This window comes from Clostridia bacterium (assembly GCA_035561135.1).
Classification (GTDB): domain Bacteria; phylum Acidobacteriota; class Terriglobia; order Terriglobales; family Acidobacteriaceae; genus DATMYA01.
This window is the reverse complement of the sequence record DATMYA010000057.1, coordinates 34,125-51,208: the sequence shown is the minus strand read 5'-3', so window position 1 is coordinate 51,208 and position 17,084 is coordinate 34,125. Positions and strand designations below refer to the sequence as shown.

Annotated in this window: 18 protein-coding genes; 7 read left to right on the top strand and 11 right to left on the bottom strand. The window is 57.7% G+C overall.

What is annotated here, in order from left to right; translation table 11 throughout:
- Positions 1 to 66: 66 nt before the first annotated feature.
- Entirely contained in the window at positions 67 to 546 is a 480-nt protein-coding gene (locus VN622_13005) for a DUF2147 domain-containing protein (protein ID HWR36781.1), read from the bottom strand.
- Positions 547 to 686: 140 nt separating this feature from the next.
- Positions 687 to 983 carry a hypothetical protein gene (locus VN622_13000; protein HWR36780.1) on the bottom strand — a complete coding sequence of 99 codons (297 nt, stop codon included), beginning with the start codon at positions 981 to 983 and terminating at the stop codon, positions 687 to 689.
- A 352-nt stretch (positions 984 to 1,335) separates the two neighbouring features.
- Between VN622_13000 and VN622_12995 the strand changes: the two genes are divergently transcribed.
- Positions 1,336 to 1,866, top strand: a complete 531-nt coding sequence (locus VN622_12995) for a hypothetical protein (GenBank protein HWR36779.1) — start codon at positions 1,336 to 1,338, stop codon at positions 1,864 to 1,866.
- Positions 1,867 to 1,939: 73 nt separating this feature from the next.
- Here VN622_12995 and VN622_12990 read toward each other — a convergent pair whose 3' ends face one another.
- Together VN622_12990 and VN622_12985 are read right to left on the bottom strand one after the other, a co-directional pair.
- On the bottom strand, positions 1,940 to 3,562 hold the full coding sequence (locus tag VN622_12990; GenBank protein ID HWR36778.1) for a methylmalonyl-CoA mutase family protein: 1,623 nt from the start codon (positions 3,560 to 3,562) through the stop codon (positions 1,940 to 1,942).
- Between the two features lie 77 nt (positions 3,563 to 3,639).
- Positions 3,640 to 3,936 carry a hypothetical protein gene (locus VN622_12985; protein HWR36777.1) on the bottom strand — a complete coding sequence of 99 codons (297 nt, stop codon included), beginning with the start codon at positions 3,934 to 3,936 and terminating at the stop codon, positions 3,640 to 3,642.
- A 209-nt stretch (positions 3,937 to 4,145) separates the two neighbouring features.
- On the opposite strand from VN622_12985, the gene VN622_12980 reads away from it, so the two are divergent.
- The 3 genes from VN622_12980 (at position 4,146) to VN622_12970 (ending at position 6,661) form a co-directional block, all read left to right on the top strand.
- Positions 4,146 to 4,547, top strand: a complete 402-nt coding sequence (locus VN622_12980; GenBank protein ID HWR36776.1) for a hypothetical protein — start codon at positions 4,146 to 4,148, stop codon at positions 4,545 to 4,547.
- A 197-nt stretch (positions 4,548 to 4,744) separates the two neighbouring features.
- Complete coding sequence (gene glgC, locus VN622_12975) at positions 4,745 to 5,998, top strand: glucose-1-phosphate adenylyltransferase (GenBank protein ID HWR36775.1); 1,254 nt, start codon at positions 4,745 to 4,747, stop codon at positions 5,996 to 5,998.
- 228 nt (positions 5,999 to 6,226) lie between these two features.
- Positions 6,227 to 6,661 (top strand): nuclear transport factor 2 family protein, encoded by a 435-nt coding sequence (locus VN622_12970; GenBank protein HWR36774.1) that lies wholly within the window; start codon positions 6,227 to 6,229, stop codon positions 6,659 to 6,661.
- Positions 6,662 to 6,809: 148 nt separating this feature from the next.
- Here the strand turns inward: VN622_12970 and VN622_12965 are convergent, their stop codons facing one another.
- The gene (locus tag VN622_12965; protein HWR36773.1) at positions 6,810 to 7,286 is read right to left on the bottom strand and encodes a hypothetical protein; all 477 of its coding nucleotides are present in this window, start codon (positions 7,284 to 7,286) and stop codon (positions 6,810 to 6,812) included.
- Positions 7,287 to 7,496: 210 nt separating this feature from the next.
- Between VN622_12965 and mutL the strand changes: the two genes are divergently transcribed.
- From mutL to cmk, 3 genes are all read left to right on the top strand, one after another.
- Positions 7,497 to 9,476 (top strand): DNA mismatch repair endonuclease MutL, encoded by a 1,980-nt coding sequence (gene mutL / locus VN622_12960; GenBank protein HWR36772.1) that lies wholly within the window; start codon positions 7,497 to 7,499, stop codon positions 9,474 to 9,476.
- A gap of 79 nt (positions 9,477 to 9,555) precedes the next feature.
- Positions 9,556 to 10,614, top strand: coding sequence for a hypothetical protein (locus VN622_12955; GenBank protein HWR36771.1), 1,059 nt, complete (start codon positions 9,556 to 9,558; stop codon positions 10,612 to 10,614).
- A 59-nt stretch (positions 10,615 to 10,673) separates the two neighbouring features.
- Complete coding sequence (gene cmk, locus VN622_12950; GenBank protein HWR36770.1) at positions 10,674 to 11,363, top strand: (d)CMP kinase; 690 nt, start codon at positions 10,674 to 10,676, stop codon at positions 11,361 to 11,363.
- Between the two features lie 81 nt (positions 11,364 to 11,444).
- Here the strand turns inward: cmk and VN622_12945 are convergent, their stop codons facing one another.
- The 6 genes from VN622_12945 to VN622_12920 all read right to left on the bottom strand — a co-directional run bounded on the left by VN622_12945 (position 11,445) and on the right by VN622_12920 (position 16,896).
- Positions 11,445 to 12,833, bottom strand: a complete 1,389-nt coding sequence (locus tag VN622_12945; GenBank protein HWR36769.1) for a DUF4097 family beta strand repeat-containing protein — start codon at positions 12,831 to 12,833, stop codon at positions 11,445 to 11,447.
- Positions 12,826 to 13,086: a DUF5668 domain-containing protein gene (locus tag VN622_12940; protein HWR36768.1), complete on the bottom strand. Its 261-nt coding sequence runs from the start codon at positions 13,084 to 13,086 to the stop codon at positions 12,826 to 12,828. Before VN622_12940 ends, VN622_12945 begins: the two co-directional genes overlap by 8 nt.
- Before the next feature lie 65 nt (positions 13,087 to 13,151).
- Entirely contained in the window at positions 13,152 to 13,313 is a 162-nt protein-coding gene (locus tag VN622_12935) for a DUF5668 domain-containing protein (protein ID HWR36767.1), read from the bottom strand.
- Between the two features lie 557 nt (positions 13,314 to 13,870).
- Positions 13,871 to 14,587 carry a hypothetical protein gene (locus tag VN622_12930; protein ID HWR36766.1) on the bottom strand — a complete coding sequence of 239 codons (717 nt, stop codon included), beginning with the start codon at positions 14,585 to 14,587 and terminating at the stop codon, positions 13,871 to 13,873.
- The gene (locus VN622_12925; protein ID HWR36765.1) at positions 14,587 to 15,252 is read right to left on the bottom strand and encodes a sigma-70 family RNA polymerase sigma factor; all 666 of its coding nucleotides are present in this window, start codon (positions 15,250 to 15,252) and stop codon (positions 14,587 to 14,589) included. Before VN622_12925 ends, VN622_12930 begins: the two co-directional genes overlap by 1 nt.
- 180 nt (positions 15,253 to 15,432) lie before the next feature.
- Positions 15,433 to 16,896: a hypothetical protein gene (locus tag VN622_12920; protein ID HWR36764.1), complete on the bottom strand. Its 1,464-nt coding sequence runs from the start codon at positions 16,894 to 16,896 to the stop codon at positions 15,433 to 15,435.
- Positions 16,897 to 17,084 lie beyond the last annotated feature (188 nt).

The window sequence follows — 17,084 nt, the reverse complement described above, 5'->3', positions numbered from 1 at the left end:
CATTTTGGACCAGAAAAACAGCTGCTACTTCCAGCGGCAGGGCAGAATGAGATTCGGCCGGTGCTCTCAATGAGATGGTGGAGTCAACCTTACCCACGTTTCGGTGCGCCCAAGTAACGGGATTCCAACGTATCCGCGCAGTTGCAGTTTGTCCGCGCCGATAGCTTTGATTTTGCCGCGGTACGTTTTACCGTTTTCCGGATCGACGACCGTGCCACCGCTCCACCCATCGTTGTCTGGCGAGAAACCGGAAAGGAATACTAATCCGAGAATCGGCTTGTCCTTCAGTTCCCCCGTGCACTTATCGCACTTTGCATCCTGAGTACGACTGGGCCGCAGCGCCGTTATCTTCCCATACAGCTTTCCCTTATCGAGATACGTTTCCACCTGCCCGTTCGGTTTACCGGTCTTATCGTCGATCACCTGCCAGAGTCCAATCGCAGCTTGCAGCTGAGCCTGCTTATCCTGAGCCAGGATTGGCAATGTCAATGCAGCGACTATCGATAACAGAAATCCCAATCTCAGCACCGAGACAATTCTCTTCATCCGTGCTTCTCCACCCATTTGAGATGCGCGAACGCGCAAACGAACCGGGTCACTCAGCGCATTGGCCTGTGACCCGTATCAACACAAATTCGTTTTTACTTGCGTGAAACATTCACGAGCGTAGCCGCCAGCGCGGAGTGTTAATCGGCAGCCGTGCGGCGTAGGGCGCGGATCTCTTCCAGGTAAATGATTTCCGGGGTTCCGGTCACTCCCGCTAGTTTCATACCGTTCTTTAGTAGGTCAGACGCCATGTATCTTTTCGCTTTATCAAGCGTCTCCCACTCCATCAAGAGAGTAAGGTCGGTATCGTTTTCATGGTTGTGGAAGATGCGGCAGTTCAACTCGCCCGCTGCCTTGCGCTCTGCAAGATGGTCATCGAAGACCGCCTTCCACTTGGGAAAATCCACCACCGTATGACGGACCAGAACGTTTACCATCTTCCACTCCCGCATTCGGCTAGCCGAAAATATGCTGATATAGAATTCTAGCCCCAGTTCCATGCTGCTCAAGTGAAATTCAATTCGCCCGTTCTAGGCCCACACATTTTCTCTATATGCGTAAGAATATCCCGCCCAGCACCGATTTGAAGTTAGCGCAATCCTGCTCAGGAAATCATCGTAAGTCGCTGAAATGGTGCGGGGCGATACGGCGGACCAGCCCCGGTCGCTGCGACGGCATCTTACTTGCAGATGTCGAAGATGGACGCTCGCAGTTGGGCACTTGTGCTCCCCCAGCCGACTCCCCCTCAGTGGGCGTCCAGGCATTTACAAGCTCTGGAGCATGTCTTTGATGACTCGCTGGATCGCCTTCGACCGCCAAACGGCCGAGAAGCTTCGCGACGGCCTCGGCAGAGAAGTCCCACTCACGCTGGAAATCGGCACTCCCGTCCAGCGCGCGTTGGCGGCAAAGATGCCCTGCGTACTTGTGCTCCCTGGCCGCGGCCTGGAGAACACACTTCTCGTTACTTTGCAGCCGGTGTCCCAGGTCTCCGTGCAACTCGCCCACACACAAGCTGACACGACCACGAATCCAAAACCTCTCGAACAACAACAGCGATTCGTCGAACCTGCGCAGCCAGCGGCGGAGCCCATCCCCGAAGCTGAATACGCCGAACCTTCCGCTGCACCCGTACAGTCCGCAGTTGACGAGGTACCGCCTGCTGCCGAGACGGCTCTACGCGATGCTGCTCGCTCTTTTGCCGCCGAGCCGATACGCTACGAAGCCGGAGGGTTTCTCGGACTCAGCGACGAGCCAGTTTTCGAAGATGAGCCAAGGCCAGCCTCAGCCAAGCCATCCTGGTGGCACAAACTGACTAAGTAGGAATCGCACAATTTAGGGCGCGCCCACAGCGCGCCCTCGCAGCTACTAAATATGTTTGTATTGCCGCCGCACTTCAAATCACCATGACTTCCTTGTACTCCCCGAACACCTTCCGCATGGCGTCGGAGATCTCGCCGACGGTCGCGTTGTTCTCCACAGCATGAATGATCGAGGGCATCAGGTTGTCTCCATGCCTCGCAGAGTCCGTCACCGCTTCCAGCGCCGAGTACCATGCCGCCCTATCGCGACGCTCACGGAACGAACGTAGCCGTTCCACCTGCTTCCGTTCCAGATCCTGGTCGATACTTTGCAGCGGCACACCTCTTTCATGCTCCACCTGGAACGCATTCACGCCCACGACAATCTGCTCCAGCCGATCGATCGCCAGTTGCGCCTCATACGCCGCGTTCTGTATTTCCTGCTGCACGTAACCGCGCTCGATGGCTTTCAACATACCGCCCATTGCGTCGATCTTCTCGACGTACGCCGTCGCGCGCTTCTCGATCTCGTTCGTCAGCGACTCCAGATAATACGAGCCCGCCAGCGGATCGATTGTTTGCGCCACGCCTGACTCGTACGCGATCACCTGTTGCGTCCTTAATGCAGTTCGCGCCGCGTGCTCCGTCGGCAACGCCAGCGCTTCGTCAAACGAGTTCGTGTGCAAAGACTGCGTTCCGCCAAGGACGGCGGCCATTGCCTGTAATGCTGTGCGTACGACGTTGTTCTCCGGTTGCTGCGCTGTCAGTGTCGAACCAGCCGTCTGCGTATGGAAGCGCAGCATCATTGAACGCGCGTTCTTCGCTGAAAAACGCTCACGCATAATCCGCGCCCACATCCGCCGTGCCGCACGGAACTTCGCCACTTCCTCCAGGAAGTTGTTATGGCATGCAAAAAAGAACGACAGCCGCGGCGCGAACTCGTCCACCGGAAGCCCTGCCCGTATCGCCGCATCTACATAGGTGATGCCGTTTGCGAGTGTGAACGCCACCTCCTGCACCGCCGTGCTTCCCGCTTCACGCATGTGATAGCCGGAGATCGAAATCGTGTTCCACTCTGGCACGTTCTTCTTCGCGAACGCGAAGATATCCGTCACGATGCGCATCGCGTGTACAGGCGGATAGATATACGTTCCGCGTGCGATGTACTCCTTCAGAATATCGTTCTGCACCGTCCCGGAAAGCTTCGACACGTCCATCTTGTGCCGCTTCGCCACCACGACGTAAAGCGCCAGCAGGATCGAGGCCGTCGCGTTGATCGTCATCGACGTCGAGATCTTTTCCAGGTCGATTCCGCTAAAGAGCCGCTCCATGTCTTCGACGGAGTCGATCGCCACGCCGACCTTGCCCACTTCGCCCATTGCCATAGGCGAATCGGAATCCATGCCTATCTGCGTCGGCAGATCGAAAGCCACCGACAGTCCCGTCGTTCCGTGCGAAAGCAGATAACGGTATCTCTTGTTCGACTCGCCGGCGTCGCCCATCCCGGCGTATTGCCGCATCGTCCACAGCCGGCCGCGATACATCGTCGCCTGCACGCCGCGCGTGTATGGATACTGCCCCGGATAACCAACTTGCTGGTCGTATTCCCAGCCCTCCAGGTCTGCCGGCGTATACAGAGGATTGATTGAGATGTGAGAGGGAGTTTCTTGCACGTCCGCCAGTTGGGTGCTGACTTCTTGTTTTACCTTATCGACCACGATGAGTCCCCTTGGATGGATTCGCCGGATGGAACCCAATGGGCAGGAAGCAAGGCTCCCTGGATTAACGGCGGTGACTAATGGCGACGGCGTGCGCGCCAGAAAGAACTCACCCCGAAGTAGGCGAACATTGCCGAAAAGCAGAGCGCGGTCAAAGTCCTTCCGTACCCGACTTTCCCTGCCGTGTAAGCCTGGTATTCACGTACTAGCGCGAAGCTGCCAATCACGGAGAAGCAGAGGAAAATGAATCCTGTCACCTCCAGCAAAAGCAGGTGCATAGTCTTGGCTACTGATTGCGCAAACGCCGTCGCGCCCGCCGCCAAGCCCTTCGTCAGTCTTCCCCGGTTCGTACCCGACAGCGCCTTTACTGCCATGCCGAGGCTGGAACCGGCTCTTTCAACGCCCGTAACCTGTCTTCTTGCTGGACTGATCTCTTCCACAATCCCATTTTATCAGCCTGCATCATCGATGCCTCCTCTTAGCTGCCGGGCAAAATTTGTGCGTGCCAGCGCAATACGGTAATTCCACCGCGCGGAAAAACTTTCCCGCGCCTCACTGGCATCCAATGTGGAGGTTCGTCTTTGTGAATGCAGGCCGGGGCGAATCATTCGGATACGTTGTGCTGCATCTCGCACGCTTGACGATGCGGGTTAAGCTGCGCAGGTACAGACAGGGGACTCATAGCGTGGACCAGCAACTGCAAAGACTCATGAAGGAACTCGGAGAGGCAATCAACGAGTCTCTCTCCGACTCGGAGCAGATCGCGGAAGTGATCGCCAGGATCAAGGCCGGCGGGTACGACGTTTTTCTAGTGCTGGAGGCCACCATCGGCTTCAATAAGCACGACGAGGAAGACGAGACCATTGATCGCCCCGCCCTCGTTAACTCACGCCGCAGCGACCCTGACTTGAAGATGAGCGCGCAGGATGTCAAGTTCCTGAAATCATTGCGCATCAGCATTGACTCCTCGGACAAAGCCGCTTAGACCGCAAGGGGAGCCCCGCCGCCAGCGGCACCAGGCTTACCTTGTGCTAACATTTTTACTCCATTGCGCTCGGCTTCGACGGATGGCCCAGGCGCAGGGTGTGAAGTCCGCTTTCCCGACGCTTTGTTGTTCATCGTTTCAGCGCGGCCCAGGTTCTAAGCGAAGACAAACAAATTCAGATTTAGCCAGGCAGAGAGATGAAAGATACCCTCGGAGTCTTGCTGGCCGGAGGCGCAGGCGAGCGTCTCTATCCGCTCACTCGCGACCGCGCAAAACCGGCAGTCACGTTCGGCGGAATTTATCGCATCATCGATATCACGCTCTCTAACTGCATCAACTCAGGCTTGCGCCGCGTATACATTCTCACGCAATACAAAGCGCTTTCGCTGAATCGTCACATCCGCGAAGGATGGACCAGCATCATGGGGCGCGAACTCGGCGACTTCGTAGAGATCCTTCCACCCATGAAGCGTGTCAGTGAAAACTGGTACATGGGCACCGCCGACGCCGTTTACCAGAACATCTACTCCATTGGGAGCGAAGAACCGAAGTACGTCCTTATCCTCTCTGGCGACCATATTTACAAGATGAATTATGACCGCATGATGCGTCAGCATCGCGATTCAGGAGCAGACGTAACCCTTGCGACCATCCTGATTGACCCCGGCGAAACCGCGCAGTTCGGCGTCGTGGAAGTCGATAGCGGCGGTCGCGTGGTTGGGTTTGAAGAGAAACCGCGGACGACGCAGACGCGTTCACCCTACAACCAGAAGATGGTCTCTGCCTCCATGGGCATATACATCTTTAATACGGACGTGCTCATTCCGGTGCTGCTCAAAGATGCCGAAGACCCCGAGTCGCGTCACGATTTCGGCCACAACATTCTTCCCAAGATGGTGGACAACTACAAGGTTTACTCCTTCAATTTCGTCGACGAGAACAAGAAGGAAGCGCTTTACTGGCGCGACGTTGGCACGCTCGAGGCTTACTACGAAGCCAACATGGACATCGCCTCGGTATCGCCGGTCTTCAACCTGTACGACCACGAGTGGCCTATCCGCACTCATCAGCGCCAGTACCCGCCCGCCAAGTTTGTGTTCGCAGAGGCGGGCCGTACCGGCACGGCCATCGATTCGATCATCTCCATGGGTTCCATCATCTCCGGCGCTGTCGTGCGCAACAGCGTCGTTTCGCCCGACGTGCGCGTGAACTCGTACGCCGAAGTGGACTCGTCGATCGTCTTCTCGCACGTCAATATTGGACGTCACAGCCGTATCCGCCGCGCCATCATCGATCGCAATGTCCACATACCTGAAGGAAGCGTGATTGGCTACGACACCGATGCGGACCGCCAGAAGTATTTCGTCACGGAAAGCGGCATCACGGTAGTTACACGCGACTACTCGCTCTTCGAAAACCCCGTCACCGTGGATTACTTCACGTCCGAGTAGCACGAGATTTCAGTTGCCAGTTGCCGATGGACCAGAGCCAGCGAACATCAGCGCTCGCCGGCAACTGAACGGGAACTGACAACCTAAAACTGATCTCAATAATTGAACTCACCGCCGCACCCACAACTCTCAATGGTGCTACTGTTGTCGCTCTTGCAGTTGACTGCACGTAAGCACGCGCAGCCACCGCCTCCATCCACAACCTTTCACTCGCGCCAGGAGGTTTCCATGGCAACCGTTCGCGCGATTCCATCGCAAGTTTCCGATATAGAAAACCGCATCCAGTCCATGACACAGCTCTTTGTGCGCTGCTACAACGAGGGCGATTTCGAGACCCTCGCCTCGCAGTTCACGAATGAGTCGGTCGTGCTGCCGCCAAACCAGCGTTCCGCGCCCGGCATCTCGGCCATCCGTGAGCTCTTCAAATGGTTCCACGATGCCGGCGCAAACAACCTCAAGCTCGACGTCACCAACATTGTCCAGGGCACTGAAATGGTGCTCGTCAGCGGGACCTATTCAATTACCATGCCGCTGCCCAGCGGCACACACTTCCACGATCGCGGCAAATACCTCACCAACTATCAGCGCCAGAACAACGGAGACTACAAAATTATCTTCGATTGCTGGAACAGCGACCTTCCGCCCGCGCCGCTTGTTCCGTAGATGTAGCGCCACGGTGCTCACCGTGCGACACCAACGTGGGATTTTTCAAACCCATTGGCGTGAAATCGAATCAAAACGCAGGCCGCTTAATCAGGCGGCCTGCGTTTGCCCATTCTCAAATTGCTTTCGACTTCTTCAACGCGACGATTCAACGCGATTGCGCCGGCGGTTTCGAATAATGCGCCATGTCAGCTTCGCGCAGTGCGCCTTCTGTCGTGATGATCGGGTACAACTCCCTCAGCGTTTTGTCGATTTTCTCCACGCTCTCATCGATGATCGCGATCTGCTTTTCTTCAAGCGGCAGTCGCGCCGCGTACTGTATAGCCTGCAACGCATTTCGGACGTGATGATTTAACGAACTGACGGTCTGCACGTCCCGCAGAATCTTGTGCCGGCGAGCCTGCACCGACTTCACTTCCACATAGGTGATTACACCAGCGAAGAGCCCGATGATCGTGGCATCGATCACATTCGCAGTTTGGTGATCGACCATGAGCCACTCCAGCCCATAATGGACGAAGTACTCCAAAGCCGCCGTGAGCGTAGCAGCGAACAACACGAAAACGAATCGCGTGTTTGGCGCATCGCTGATTTCCGCCAGGTAGTTTCCGACTCGATTGAGCATGCGCCACCCCGGAACATAATAAGGGGAAATTTCTCCTTAGCTACTTTGTTTTCAAGATTTTCTGGTCCAACCGTCCTTTCATGGTTTTAGGTCCCAATATTCTGAAATCTTAAAAATGAGAGTTAAAAAATCAGAAAAGGTTGGAGGGAGTGGCGCTCCGGTGCTGCTATCCTGAAGCGCACATTACAATCAGCGTGCAGTTGAGCTTTCATGGGACGCATCCACGTACTTTCCGAACACGTCATCAACAAGATCGCCGCCGGCGAAGTCGTCGAACGCCCCGCTTCCGTGGTCAAGGAGCTGCTGGAGAACTCGCTCGATGCGGGATGCACGCGCATCCGCGTGAACATCGAAGCTGGAGGCAAGAAGCTCATCCAGATCATCGATGATGGCTGCGGCATGGTGCAGGACGATGCACTGCTCGCCTTCGAGCGTCACGCCACTTCGAAGATACGCAACGATAGCGACCTGGTGACAATCGGCACGCTCGGCTTTCGCGGAGAAGCGTTGTCTTCCATAGCCGCGATCAGCCGACTTCGCCTGGAAACACGCGCCCCCGAGCAGCCCAGCGGAACCATCGTCGAAATCGCCGGAGGAAAAATCCTCACGGTCGATGAGGCAGGTTTGCCAGCGGGAACTTCGATCACGGTTCGTGACCTGTTCTTCAATACTCCTGCGCGCCGGAAATTCCTGAAAGCCGACTCCACCGAGCTTGCGCATATCGCCTCGCTCGTCACGCACTACGCGCTGGCGCATCCCGACAAGCACTGGGAACTGCACTCGACGACCAACGCCATGCTCGTTGCCGCGCCCGTTGCGACGCACGCTGAGCGCATTTACCAGGTTTTCGGCAAGGAGACGCTCGACCAGCTTCTGCCGGTTGCCGCCGTGATACCGCTCCAGCGCATGGGCCTGCTGCCCCGCCCATTATGGTCAAACCGGCAGGAGTGCGAGCCGCAGGAAGCTCCCAGTCCAGGCGAGTTGCGGGTGCGCGGGTTCGTCAGCAAGCCAGAGGTCCAGAAGCTGAACCGCAACTCCATCTTCATCTTCGTCAACGGACGGCTCATTCGCGACCGCCTCATCCAGCATGCACTCACCGAGGCCTATCGCAACATTCTGCCTCCGACGGTCTTTCCCGTCGTTCTCCTCTTCCTGGAGATGCCCCACGTCGAGGTAGACGTGAACGTCCATCCGTCGAAGACCGAGGTGCGCTTCCGCCAGCAGTCGTTCATTCACGACTTCGTGCGAGACACCGTCCGCTCAGCGCTGATGGATGCTCGCCCGGCGCCGCAGTTCGCCCGTGAAATACACGCTGAGCCGACCTCCGCGCCAGCGCTCTCGCCACAAATCGGCGCGCCAGCACCGGCAGCAGCCATCGCCGCCGCTGCGGATACAGACTTCTCCGTCTTCTCGCTGGTCCCCCAGACGCTTTCGGCCGTGACGCACCCAATGAAGTTCAACGGCGACGCGATCACCGTAGAGGCCAATGCCGCCGTCCCCGTGGCCCGCTTCGCCCCTCCACTTGAGGGCGTGGCCGAGATCGTTCCCGAGGCCAACGATTCCTGCGGCCCGCGCGTGGACGATCACGAACCACCGATGGATTTAACCGCACTGGAATCGCTGCGTCCCCTAGGGCAAATCAAGGAGTCGTTTATCCTGGCGGTGAATGGGCAAGGCTTGTGGATCATCGACCAGCACGCATGCCATGAGCGCGTGTTGTTCGAAAGGATATTGCTTGAACGGCAGGCCTTGAAGGTTGAGTGCCAGCGCCTGCTGATGCCGATTATCGTGGAGTTGACGCCGGCGCAATTGGCGGTGTTTGCCGAGATTTCGGGAGAGTTGGAGCGCAACGGTTTCGAAGCGGAGCCGTTCGGTGCGCGCACCATTGCGGTCAAGACATCGCCCGCAGGTGTGCAGACAACGCAGGTGGAGCATCTGCTCAGCGAACTGATCGAGCAGTTCGAGCGCGAAGATCAGGCGCTGGATATGGAAAAGATCAGGGCACGGATCGCAGCATCGATCGCGTGTCACGCGGCAATCAAAGTCAACATGCCGCTGGAACAGAATAAAATGGAGTGGTTGCTGAGCGAGTTGGCTCAGACACAGTATCCGATGACGTGCCCGCATGGGCGGCCCGTCGTTCTGCGGTATTCTGTAAAAGACATTCAGAAAGCATTCAAGCGCATTTAGCGGAGTACTCCGGTTCGGCCGTGCAAGGCGGACGTGTGGTTCCGGTGTTCAACCAAGGCGCATCTGAAGCGCGGAGCCAATGACAGAACGCGAATTACAAGAACTACGTAGCGAGAAGTGGCGCGTGAACGGCCGCCCTGTGCGGACCCTCGAAGATGCGCAGGAATTCATAGAGTCCGTAGGATTCTGCCTGATGTATCCGACGCGGCCTCCAGTGCTGACGCCGACGTTCGTGGGAGCATACGTGGGCAGCAGCGAGAATCTGCCGACGTGGCAGCATGCATTCGCAGACCCGCGTGCCCAGGAAGCGACAGACCTGATGGTGCGTTTGTTGCGCCAGAAGAATGCGTACGAGGCAAACCTATTTAGCGAGACGCCGTTCCTGGTGGCGTCGAGCGTTTTTCCATTTTTCTATGGCTTGATCGGCGACCGCAATCCTCGACAGGTTCCGAAGATCGGTCCGCGCTCGGAGTATTCGCCGCTCGCGGTACACACGTTCCAGGTGATCCAGAAGGACGGCCCGATTTCAAAGCCCAGGCTGAAAGAGGTGCTCGGAGGTGAGTTGTCTTCCTCCGCGCTGGACCGAACGCTGAACGAGCTATGGTCCAAGTTGCGCATCACCCGCGTTGACTACAACCCAGAGGAAGGTGCTTCGTGGGACGTGCTGTTCCGCTGGTCTCCGGACCCGGTCAAAGAGGGCATGGGCCTGTCCATACCCGAGGCGCTGACGGCACTGGTGTCGAAGTACATGGATTGCGTTGTCGCGGCCGAACAAACAGAAGTGGAAGAGTTTTTCGGTAACTTTGTTGGACGCTCGAGAGCGCGTGAAGCAATCAATGCGCTGCTGTCTGCCAGAGAGTTGCAGTTCATTACCGTCAGTGGGCGTTCGCTGTTGCAGATCACTCCACCAAGGGTGGCGCATGTGCCGCGTCCAAAGCCTGAAGCAACAGCTACGGTTGAAGACGAAAGCGGACAGCGCCAGCGTCCTATCGCGCAACGGACGCGCACGGGCACTCCGGCACACCAGGGTAAATCGGGTGAACCTCCGCACAACAACGCCCGCGCGCCTCGCAGTCGAGGTCCACGCAATCGCCACCCGTTGTCGGACAAAGGACCCCGGCCGCGACGTGAACCGTAACCTGATCTCGCGTGACGTGTTGGCAATGGAACACGTAATAGAAAGACCGATTTAGAACGATGAATGATAAGAAACAAAAGAAATTGGTGATCGCGATTGACGGCCCTGCCGGTGCAGGAAAGAGCACGATAGCAGCGGGTTTGGCGAAGAAGCTTGGGTACGTAAACCTCGAGAGCGGCGCGATGTACCGCGCACTGGCTCTGAAGGCAATAGAGTCGCAGACATTCCTGGGAGATGAAGCAGCTCTGCTGAAACTTGCGGAGGCATCGCGCATCGAACTGGTTCCAACCTCGGATGGAAATCGCGTGCTCCTGGACGGGCACGACGTTTCGGAACGCATTCGCGAGTCGGACGTCACGCAGGCTGCCTCCCGTGTATCGACACATCCGAATGTCCGCACGTGGATGGTTGACCGCCAGCGTGAGATGGGGGTTGACGGCGGCGTCATTATGGAAGGCCGTGACATTGGGACAGTGGTTTTCCCTAACGCCGAAGTGAAGATCTTCCTGGATGCCGACCAGAGCGTACGTGCCGGACGTCGAATTGTGCAGCAGAACGCGACCGATGATCCGTCGAAGGCGGAGAAACTGGTCGAAGATCTGAAGGAGCGAGACCGTCGCGATACGACCCGTGCAGCTTCGCCTCTCGTGCCGGCGCGGGATGCGGTTCGCATTGACTCGACAGGGCTTTCCGTAGAGCAGGTGATCGGCAAAGCGGAGAAAATAGTCCAGGAAAGACTCAGGCATTGATGCTTGGCGGTTCTTCTGCTAGTACAAGAAAAAGGGAGCGCCGCGGCGCTCCCTTTTTCTTGTACTCGTTTAGCTGCTAGGTTACCCGGCAGTCTTGCGGATTTCGATGTCACCGCTGTCGCTGGTGACCTGCACTTTTGAACCTGTCTTCCCTACGTTGCCGGTGACTGTGGATTTGCCGTGTTGGCTGTCGATCTTCAGCTCGGAGAAGTCCGACTGAACCTCGCCGTGCCGCGTCTGTGCCTGCATCTGGAAACCAGCTTTCGCCGGCATCATGAGGCGGACGTCGCCGCGGTTCGCGTTGATCTCGATATTGCCAAGCGGCTGCTTGTCATTAGGGTGCAACTCGACGCTGCCATTGCTGTTTTCGATCCGCACGTCCCCGGTTACATCCTCAAGGTGAATGTCCTTGGAACGGGTAAGCAGGCGCACGGGGCCTAGTATCTGGGTTGCGCGAAGGTCGCCCTGATCGAGATCAAGATTGCCGTCGAGACGAGCGAACTCAAGGTCGGTGCGCGACGAGTGGAAGGTCACACCCTTGGCGATTTTCGAGAGCTTCAGATCTCCGAAAAATTCGCCGTTCAGAACGGCGGCACCACCGATATCCACAAGCAATGTGTCGTCAAAACGGCCGTCCGCGGTGACGTTGCCCTTGACGCGCGAGGCGCGCAGCGAACCCTTGCGCAGATTGAGGTTGACGCTGCCGCCGATGTCTTCGACCATCACGTCGCCTCTGCTGGTTGCAATCTTCAGGTCGCCGTCCCGCCCGCTGACATTGACGTCGCCCCTGCGCCCAGCGATATCGAGGGCGAGTTTTCGCGGAACGTAAATCTCCATATCCGTTGAAACGCCTTTATTGCCAGCACCCTGGGTGTTTGCGTTCACCACGACCATGGTTCCATTCACTTCCACTTGCGGTACGGTGCCGGTGTTCACGTTCTGCGCTTCCTGCGGATTGGAGCCAAACACGCGCTTGTGAACGACGATCTTTATCTTGCTCTGATCCCAGGCGTTGATGGTCAGATTGCCGCGATCACTGACGATGCGCAACATGTCTGCGACGGGGATATCCTTTTCGATCTGGTCGTCGTATGTGTACGTGCTGCCAAACATGTTGATGAAGTCTTCATCGACGTTCATCTCATCGCGCACTTCGCCCCAGTTGATCTGATCCTTGGCACGGTCGAGGCCGGTAACCGCGAGGCCCCCCGCGATGATAAAGAAGACCAGCAGCGCGCCGCCGAAGCCGATGCGCGCAGGAACGGTCCCTTCACGCTTTGCCTGATAGTGCTCGACGAGTTTCACGACGCCCCAAATTATGAGGAGCAGCGGCCACCAGTGCGCAAACAACCGGAACAAAGGAATATGAACGCCGACATTGCGCAGCAGAAACAGGACGCCAATAACGATGAGTACGATCGGACCTGCCAGCGAACGTCGCGGACGCGGAGCCAATACCGGACTAGACATTCTGGACCCCCTCGCCACCCTGTCTTGACTCGCCCTGATTGGGAGGCAGTTCTCCGGCGGGTGGAACCGGCGGCACAACAGCCGCATTCAGGCCCCGAGGCCGGTGGTTTTCAGTTGGTGCCGTGTACTGCAGCACTTTGATGATGCCGATGACGATAAGCAGAACCGGCCAGGTACTGTGGAATCCGATGGCGCCCAGGTTATCCAGCAGAAACAGAGCGCCAAGGGTTATGAGCACAGCCGGCGCCAGCATCCCCGTCATTCTGCAGCGTGCGCACTCGCATTTCGGATTGGACCTGTAATTTTCCATGGTTCCCCCTAGCGCCGCGCCATTGCGCGCCGGCGCAGGAACATCTGCACGCCGATGACAATCAGAATGAGCGGCCACAGGCGCGCAATCCGGCCGAAATGCATGAGATTGAGGTTATCGAGCAGGAACAGTACGCCCAGCCCGATGAGAACCACGGCACCTATCGGCACTGCGGAACTGGTTTGCGGTTCAACGTACTTATCATCCACGGCTTCGGCGTGAGTTGCGGTCGGCTCAGTGGCAACGGCCACACGGTTTGCCGCTCCAGCATCGACACCGAAAATGTTGTTGAGCCCTAGCGGGTCGGGCAGCGGCATGCCGTGCTTGCGCGCCTTTGCCGTCATGTAGGCGTCGAAAACCATGTAGAAGATCCAGGCCATGATGCCGAGACCGCCCAGAACTTCGAAATCGTGGTTGCTAAGCCAGATGAGGCTCGCGAACACGAGCACATGCACGAAGCCTTTGGCGAACTGGCCGTTGTACATCGCACCCACGCCGGGGATGAACCCGAGCAAGGCAGCAAGACCAGGGCTTGCCGAACCTTCAGCGTGTGGAGTGGCCGGCGGTGTGGTGCCGGCGGCGGCAACCGCGGGATCACTCACACGGGCAGCTAGACACTCCTCGCAATAGATGACTCCGCGGACGTCGCGCGCACAGTTGGCGCACATCGCCTTGCCACAGGTACGGCAATACGCAGTTGCCGGTAGATCCATGTGATTGGCGCAATTCATACGTCCCTCCTGTCGATTACAACCCAGCTTGCCCTGACCGCTTGGGCCATTACGACCGCGTCATCTGCTTCGCGGCTATAGTTCTGGTACTGGCGCATATCAGGGTCCCGATCGGTGTTGTCCTTGTTCTGCTCCTTGGGCCCGTTCTTCTTGGGCTCGCTCTCGGTCCCGGCCGCACGCTTGAGTTCGCGAACGCGGGATTCGATTTCGTACACGAGGCGGATGTTCTCGTAGTACTTCACGACCCGAGCTTCGCTCTCGTAATAAGTCCTGCGAATCCTGTGTGGCGAAAGATCGGCCAGCTTGATGTTCGAAACGTTCAGCACCATCGAAATCGAAAAAAACGCCATCCCGAAAGACATTGCGAAGCGCGGCGTGAGCACAGGCGCCAGTTGCGGCACCATGCGTTGACGAAGGCGCTGCCACCAAGGCAGTCGCGCTGCCACTTCCGCCATCCCTGTAGCTTCGGCCGTACCGGTGGTCGCGATGAGGATGTTGCGAACCAGGTTGCGAGGCGGTTCGACTTCCTCAAGTGCGTTCAGCCAGTTCAGTCCGGCTCCGGCTTCGGCGAACATTTCGGCGCAAGTCCTGCAAGCCGCCTTATGCTCCTCGAAGCTCGCCAGCTTCGGGCCAGTCAGCACGCCATCAAGGGCGTCTGCCAGGAGTGCGTCAAAATCTACGCACTGCATCGTGTTGTCCTTTTCGCCGTACATCAGATCACCTGCCTATAAGTACGCTGTAACAACCGCGCAAGTTCCGTACGTCCGCGATTAATTCTGGATTTGACCGTTCCTTCGGGCACTTTGAGCACCTGTGCAATCTCGCGATAGTCCATATCCTGCAGATCGCGCAATATAACGGCCTCTCGCAACTCAGGGGAAAGCTTTTGCAGGGCCTTGTGGACCAGTTCGCGGGTTTCGCGCTTTTCAAGGCGATGCTCTGGCCCGGGAGCCTTATCCTCCAGCTTGTCGCCGAGGGAGAGGCCTTCCTCACCTTCGCCCGGAGTGGCATCAATGGAATCGGTGACACGGTCATGCTTTGTCTTGCGGAAGTGATCGACCAGCAGGTTGCGCGTAACCGTAGTGATCCAGGTCGCAAACGATGCGCGCTCGGAATCGAAACTATCGAGCGTGCGGTACATCTTGATGAAGACTTCCTGGGTCAGGTCTTCGGCGTCGGTAGCCGAGCCCGCAAACCTGTAACAGATGTTATAAATCCGACGATTGAATTTCTGGACGATCTCTTCCCAGGCAACGGCGTCGCCGGCAACGCAGCGACGGACGAGCAATGCGATTACCTGGGCATCTTCCAACCGGCACTCCCCTTGAGGCGTTGCGGGGATGGCTGCGGAAGACGCGACAGGAATACCAAGTGCCACGCCACAACCCATACCCCTTGTTACGAGTATCTAACCTCAAAAGTTCAGAGGACTTGCGAGAATCCCGGCATTGTACCAGCAGCGGTGACGCGCACGGCAATCAGGCAAGATCAGAACACCTGCCCAGCACACGAAAAGCCCTCGCGCTGCTGCGAGGGCTTTTCGTTCATGCGATCCAAACTATTGCTGCTTTTCGGCGATTCCCAGCATCTGCTTTGCGTTGTCGGCTGAGATGGCGTACCAAGTGGATGCGTCTGCCACGTAGATTCTAATCGGCAACCCACCCAGTGTTCCTGTTGCGCGTCCGTTGGCGGCCACGTTGTAGTCGCCGGGCAGAGCTGCCCCAGTGCCGAGCGTGCCTCCGTTGTTGTAATCCTGGGTTCCAGTGAACGAGCCCGTGCCGTTGGCACGAACCTGCGCGATGACGTCCGCCGTCACTCCTGCGTATCCGCTGAACAACACAGAGTAGCCGCCGTTCAACGTGGCGTTGGACTGGGTTCCCTGCTGCAACGTGATCGGGCCGGATTCCACACTGGAACCGTCGGCGCTCATCAGAATGCCGGTGCGTGGTGAAGTCATCCACAACACATATTTAAGAGTGGTAGTGCCGTACGTAAGCTGCACCGGTGCGCGGCCATTTGCGGCCATGCTGTAGGTTCCGGTAAAGGTTGAGTTTTCGTAGAATTGGCCGTTCTCGTTGAGATCTTCCACGCCCGAGTTGACCGCTCCACTGCCGTTGAGAGTAAATCGTCCGGCTTCACGAATGATGCCTGCGCTTGTGTATCCCGACAATTGGAAGATGAAGTTGCCGTTCGTGCCCGCGTTGGAGAAAGGTCCTCCGGACTGTTGCACGGCATATCCGTTCAGGTTTGGGATGAAATCGGTGCCCATGATCTCAAGGCGCGAAGCATCCACGATATAGAACAGGAAGTGTACGTTGCCGGGGCCGAAGTTTATGGTTGCCGTGCCGCGTCCGCCAGCTCCGACCGTGTACGTGCCCGTGACGGCGACAGAGGAAGCGAAGGCTCCACCGTCATTTTGGTCGAGCGTGCCGGTGAGTGTGCCGGAAGCCGCCGGGCCGGAGGCGGTCACAGCACCCAGGGCAGAGTACTGGTAGCCCGCGTTATCACCGTCGAAACGGAATACGTAGGTGCCAGCCAGGTTCGCCGTCGCTGCCGCATCCTGTTTCTGGATCATGCCGGTCGCGTTCTCGGTTTGCGACATCTCAATCAGGCGAGCCTTGTCAGTGGAGATCAGGGCGAAGCGCATACGAATGGTTCCGCCGCCGCTGAAATTGGCCACCATCTCGCCGCGTCCGTCCGAACCGACCGAGTAGGTGCCCGTAAATGGTGTCGTCGGGTATGCGCCGAAGGAAGAGTCGTGAGCATCTTCGCTTCCAGAGATGATGCGACCGGCTCCGTCAGCGGTGAACTCGCCAAGGATGGCGAACGTCGTGCCTGTCGCAGATCCGTGGGCGGAGTAGACGTAATGGCCGTTCAGGCTGGCGTTGGAATAGCCAGTCGGGCCGGGCGGCGGCGGGGGATTCGAGCCACCGCCACCACCACTCGAACTGCCGCCGCCACCACCGCAGCTGATTGCCAACAGTGCCGTGAGTACCAGCAAACACGTCCAAATCCGTCTCATGCTGTGTTCTCCTGAATTGCGCCCCGGGGTGTAGAGGTTTGTACCACTTTTAGGGCAGCAGAGGAAGTGACGGAAGTTTGTGACCGTTACCCCTGAGTGACCAAAGTCACCCAGGCTCTGTGGTTGGCTTTGGAGTGAATGACAACACTGTGAGTTTCGTTATCCGCTGGAGAATGCAATCAGGCCAG

Bases quoted from the DNA above. Each gene is read 5' to 3' on its own strand.
- VN622_13005 (HWR36781.1), bottom strand. From the start codon at position 546: ATGAAGAGAATTGTCTCGGTGCTGAGATTGGGATTTCTGTTATCGATA.
- VN622_13000 (HWR36780.1), bottom strand. From the start codon at position 983: ATGGTAAACGTTCTGGTCCGTCATACGGTGGTGGATTTTCCCAAGTGG.
- VN622_12995 (HWR36779.1), top strand. From the start codon at position 1,336: ATGACTCGCTGGATCGCCTTCGACCGCCAAACGGCCGAGAAGCTTCGC.
- VN622_12985 (HWR36777.1), bottom strand. From the start codon at position 3,936: ATGGCAGTAAAGGCGCTGTCGGGTACGAACCGGGGAAGACTGACGAAG.
- glgC (HWR36775.1), top strand. From the start codon at position 4,745: ATGAAAGATACCCTCGGAGTCTTGCTGGCCGGAGGCGCAGGCGAGCGT.
- VN622_12970 (HWR36774.1), top strand. From the start codon at position 6,227: ATGGCAACCGTTCGCGCGATTCCATCGCAAGTTTCCGATATAGAAAAC.
- VN622_12965 (HWR36773.1), bottom strand. From the start codon at position 7,286: ATGCTCAATCGAGTCGGAAACTACCTGGCGGAAATCAGCGATGCGCCA.
- mutL (HWR36772.1), top strand. From the start codon at position 7,497: ATGGGACGCATCCACGTACTTTCCGAACACGTCATCAACAAGATCGCC.
- VN622_12955 (HWR36771.1), top strand. From the start codon at position 9,556: ATGACAGAACGCGAATTACAAGAACTACGTAGCGAGAAGTGGCGCGTG.
- cmk (HWR36770.1), top strand. From the start codon at position 10,674: ATGAATGATAAGAAACAAAAGAAATTGGTGATCGCGATTGACGGCCCT.
- VN622_12945 (HWR36769.1), bottom strand. From the start codon at position 12,833: ATGTCTAGTCCGGTATTGGCTCCGCGTCCGCGACGTTCGCTGGCAGGT.
- VN622_12940 (HWR36768.1), bottom strand. From the start codon at position 13,086: ATGCTGGCGCCGGCTGTGCTCATAACCCTTGGCGCTCTGTTTCTGCTG.
- VN622_12930 (HWR36766.1), bottom strand. From the start codon at position 14,587: ATGTACGGCGAAAAGGACAACACGATGCAGTGCGTAGATTTTGACGCA.
- VN622_12920 (HWR36764.1), bottom strand. From the start codon at position 16,896: ATGAGACGGATTTGGACGTGTTTGCTGGTACTCACGGCACTGTTGGCA.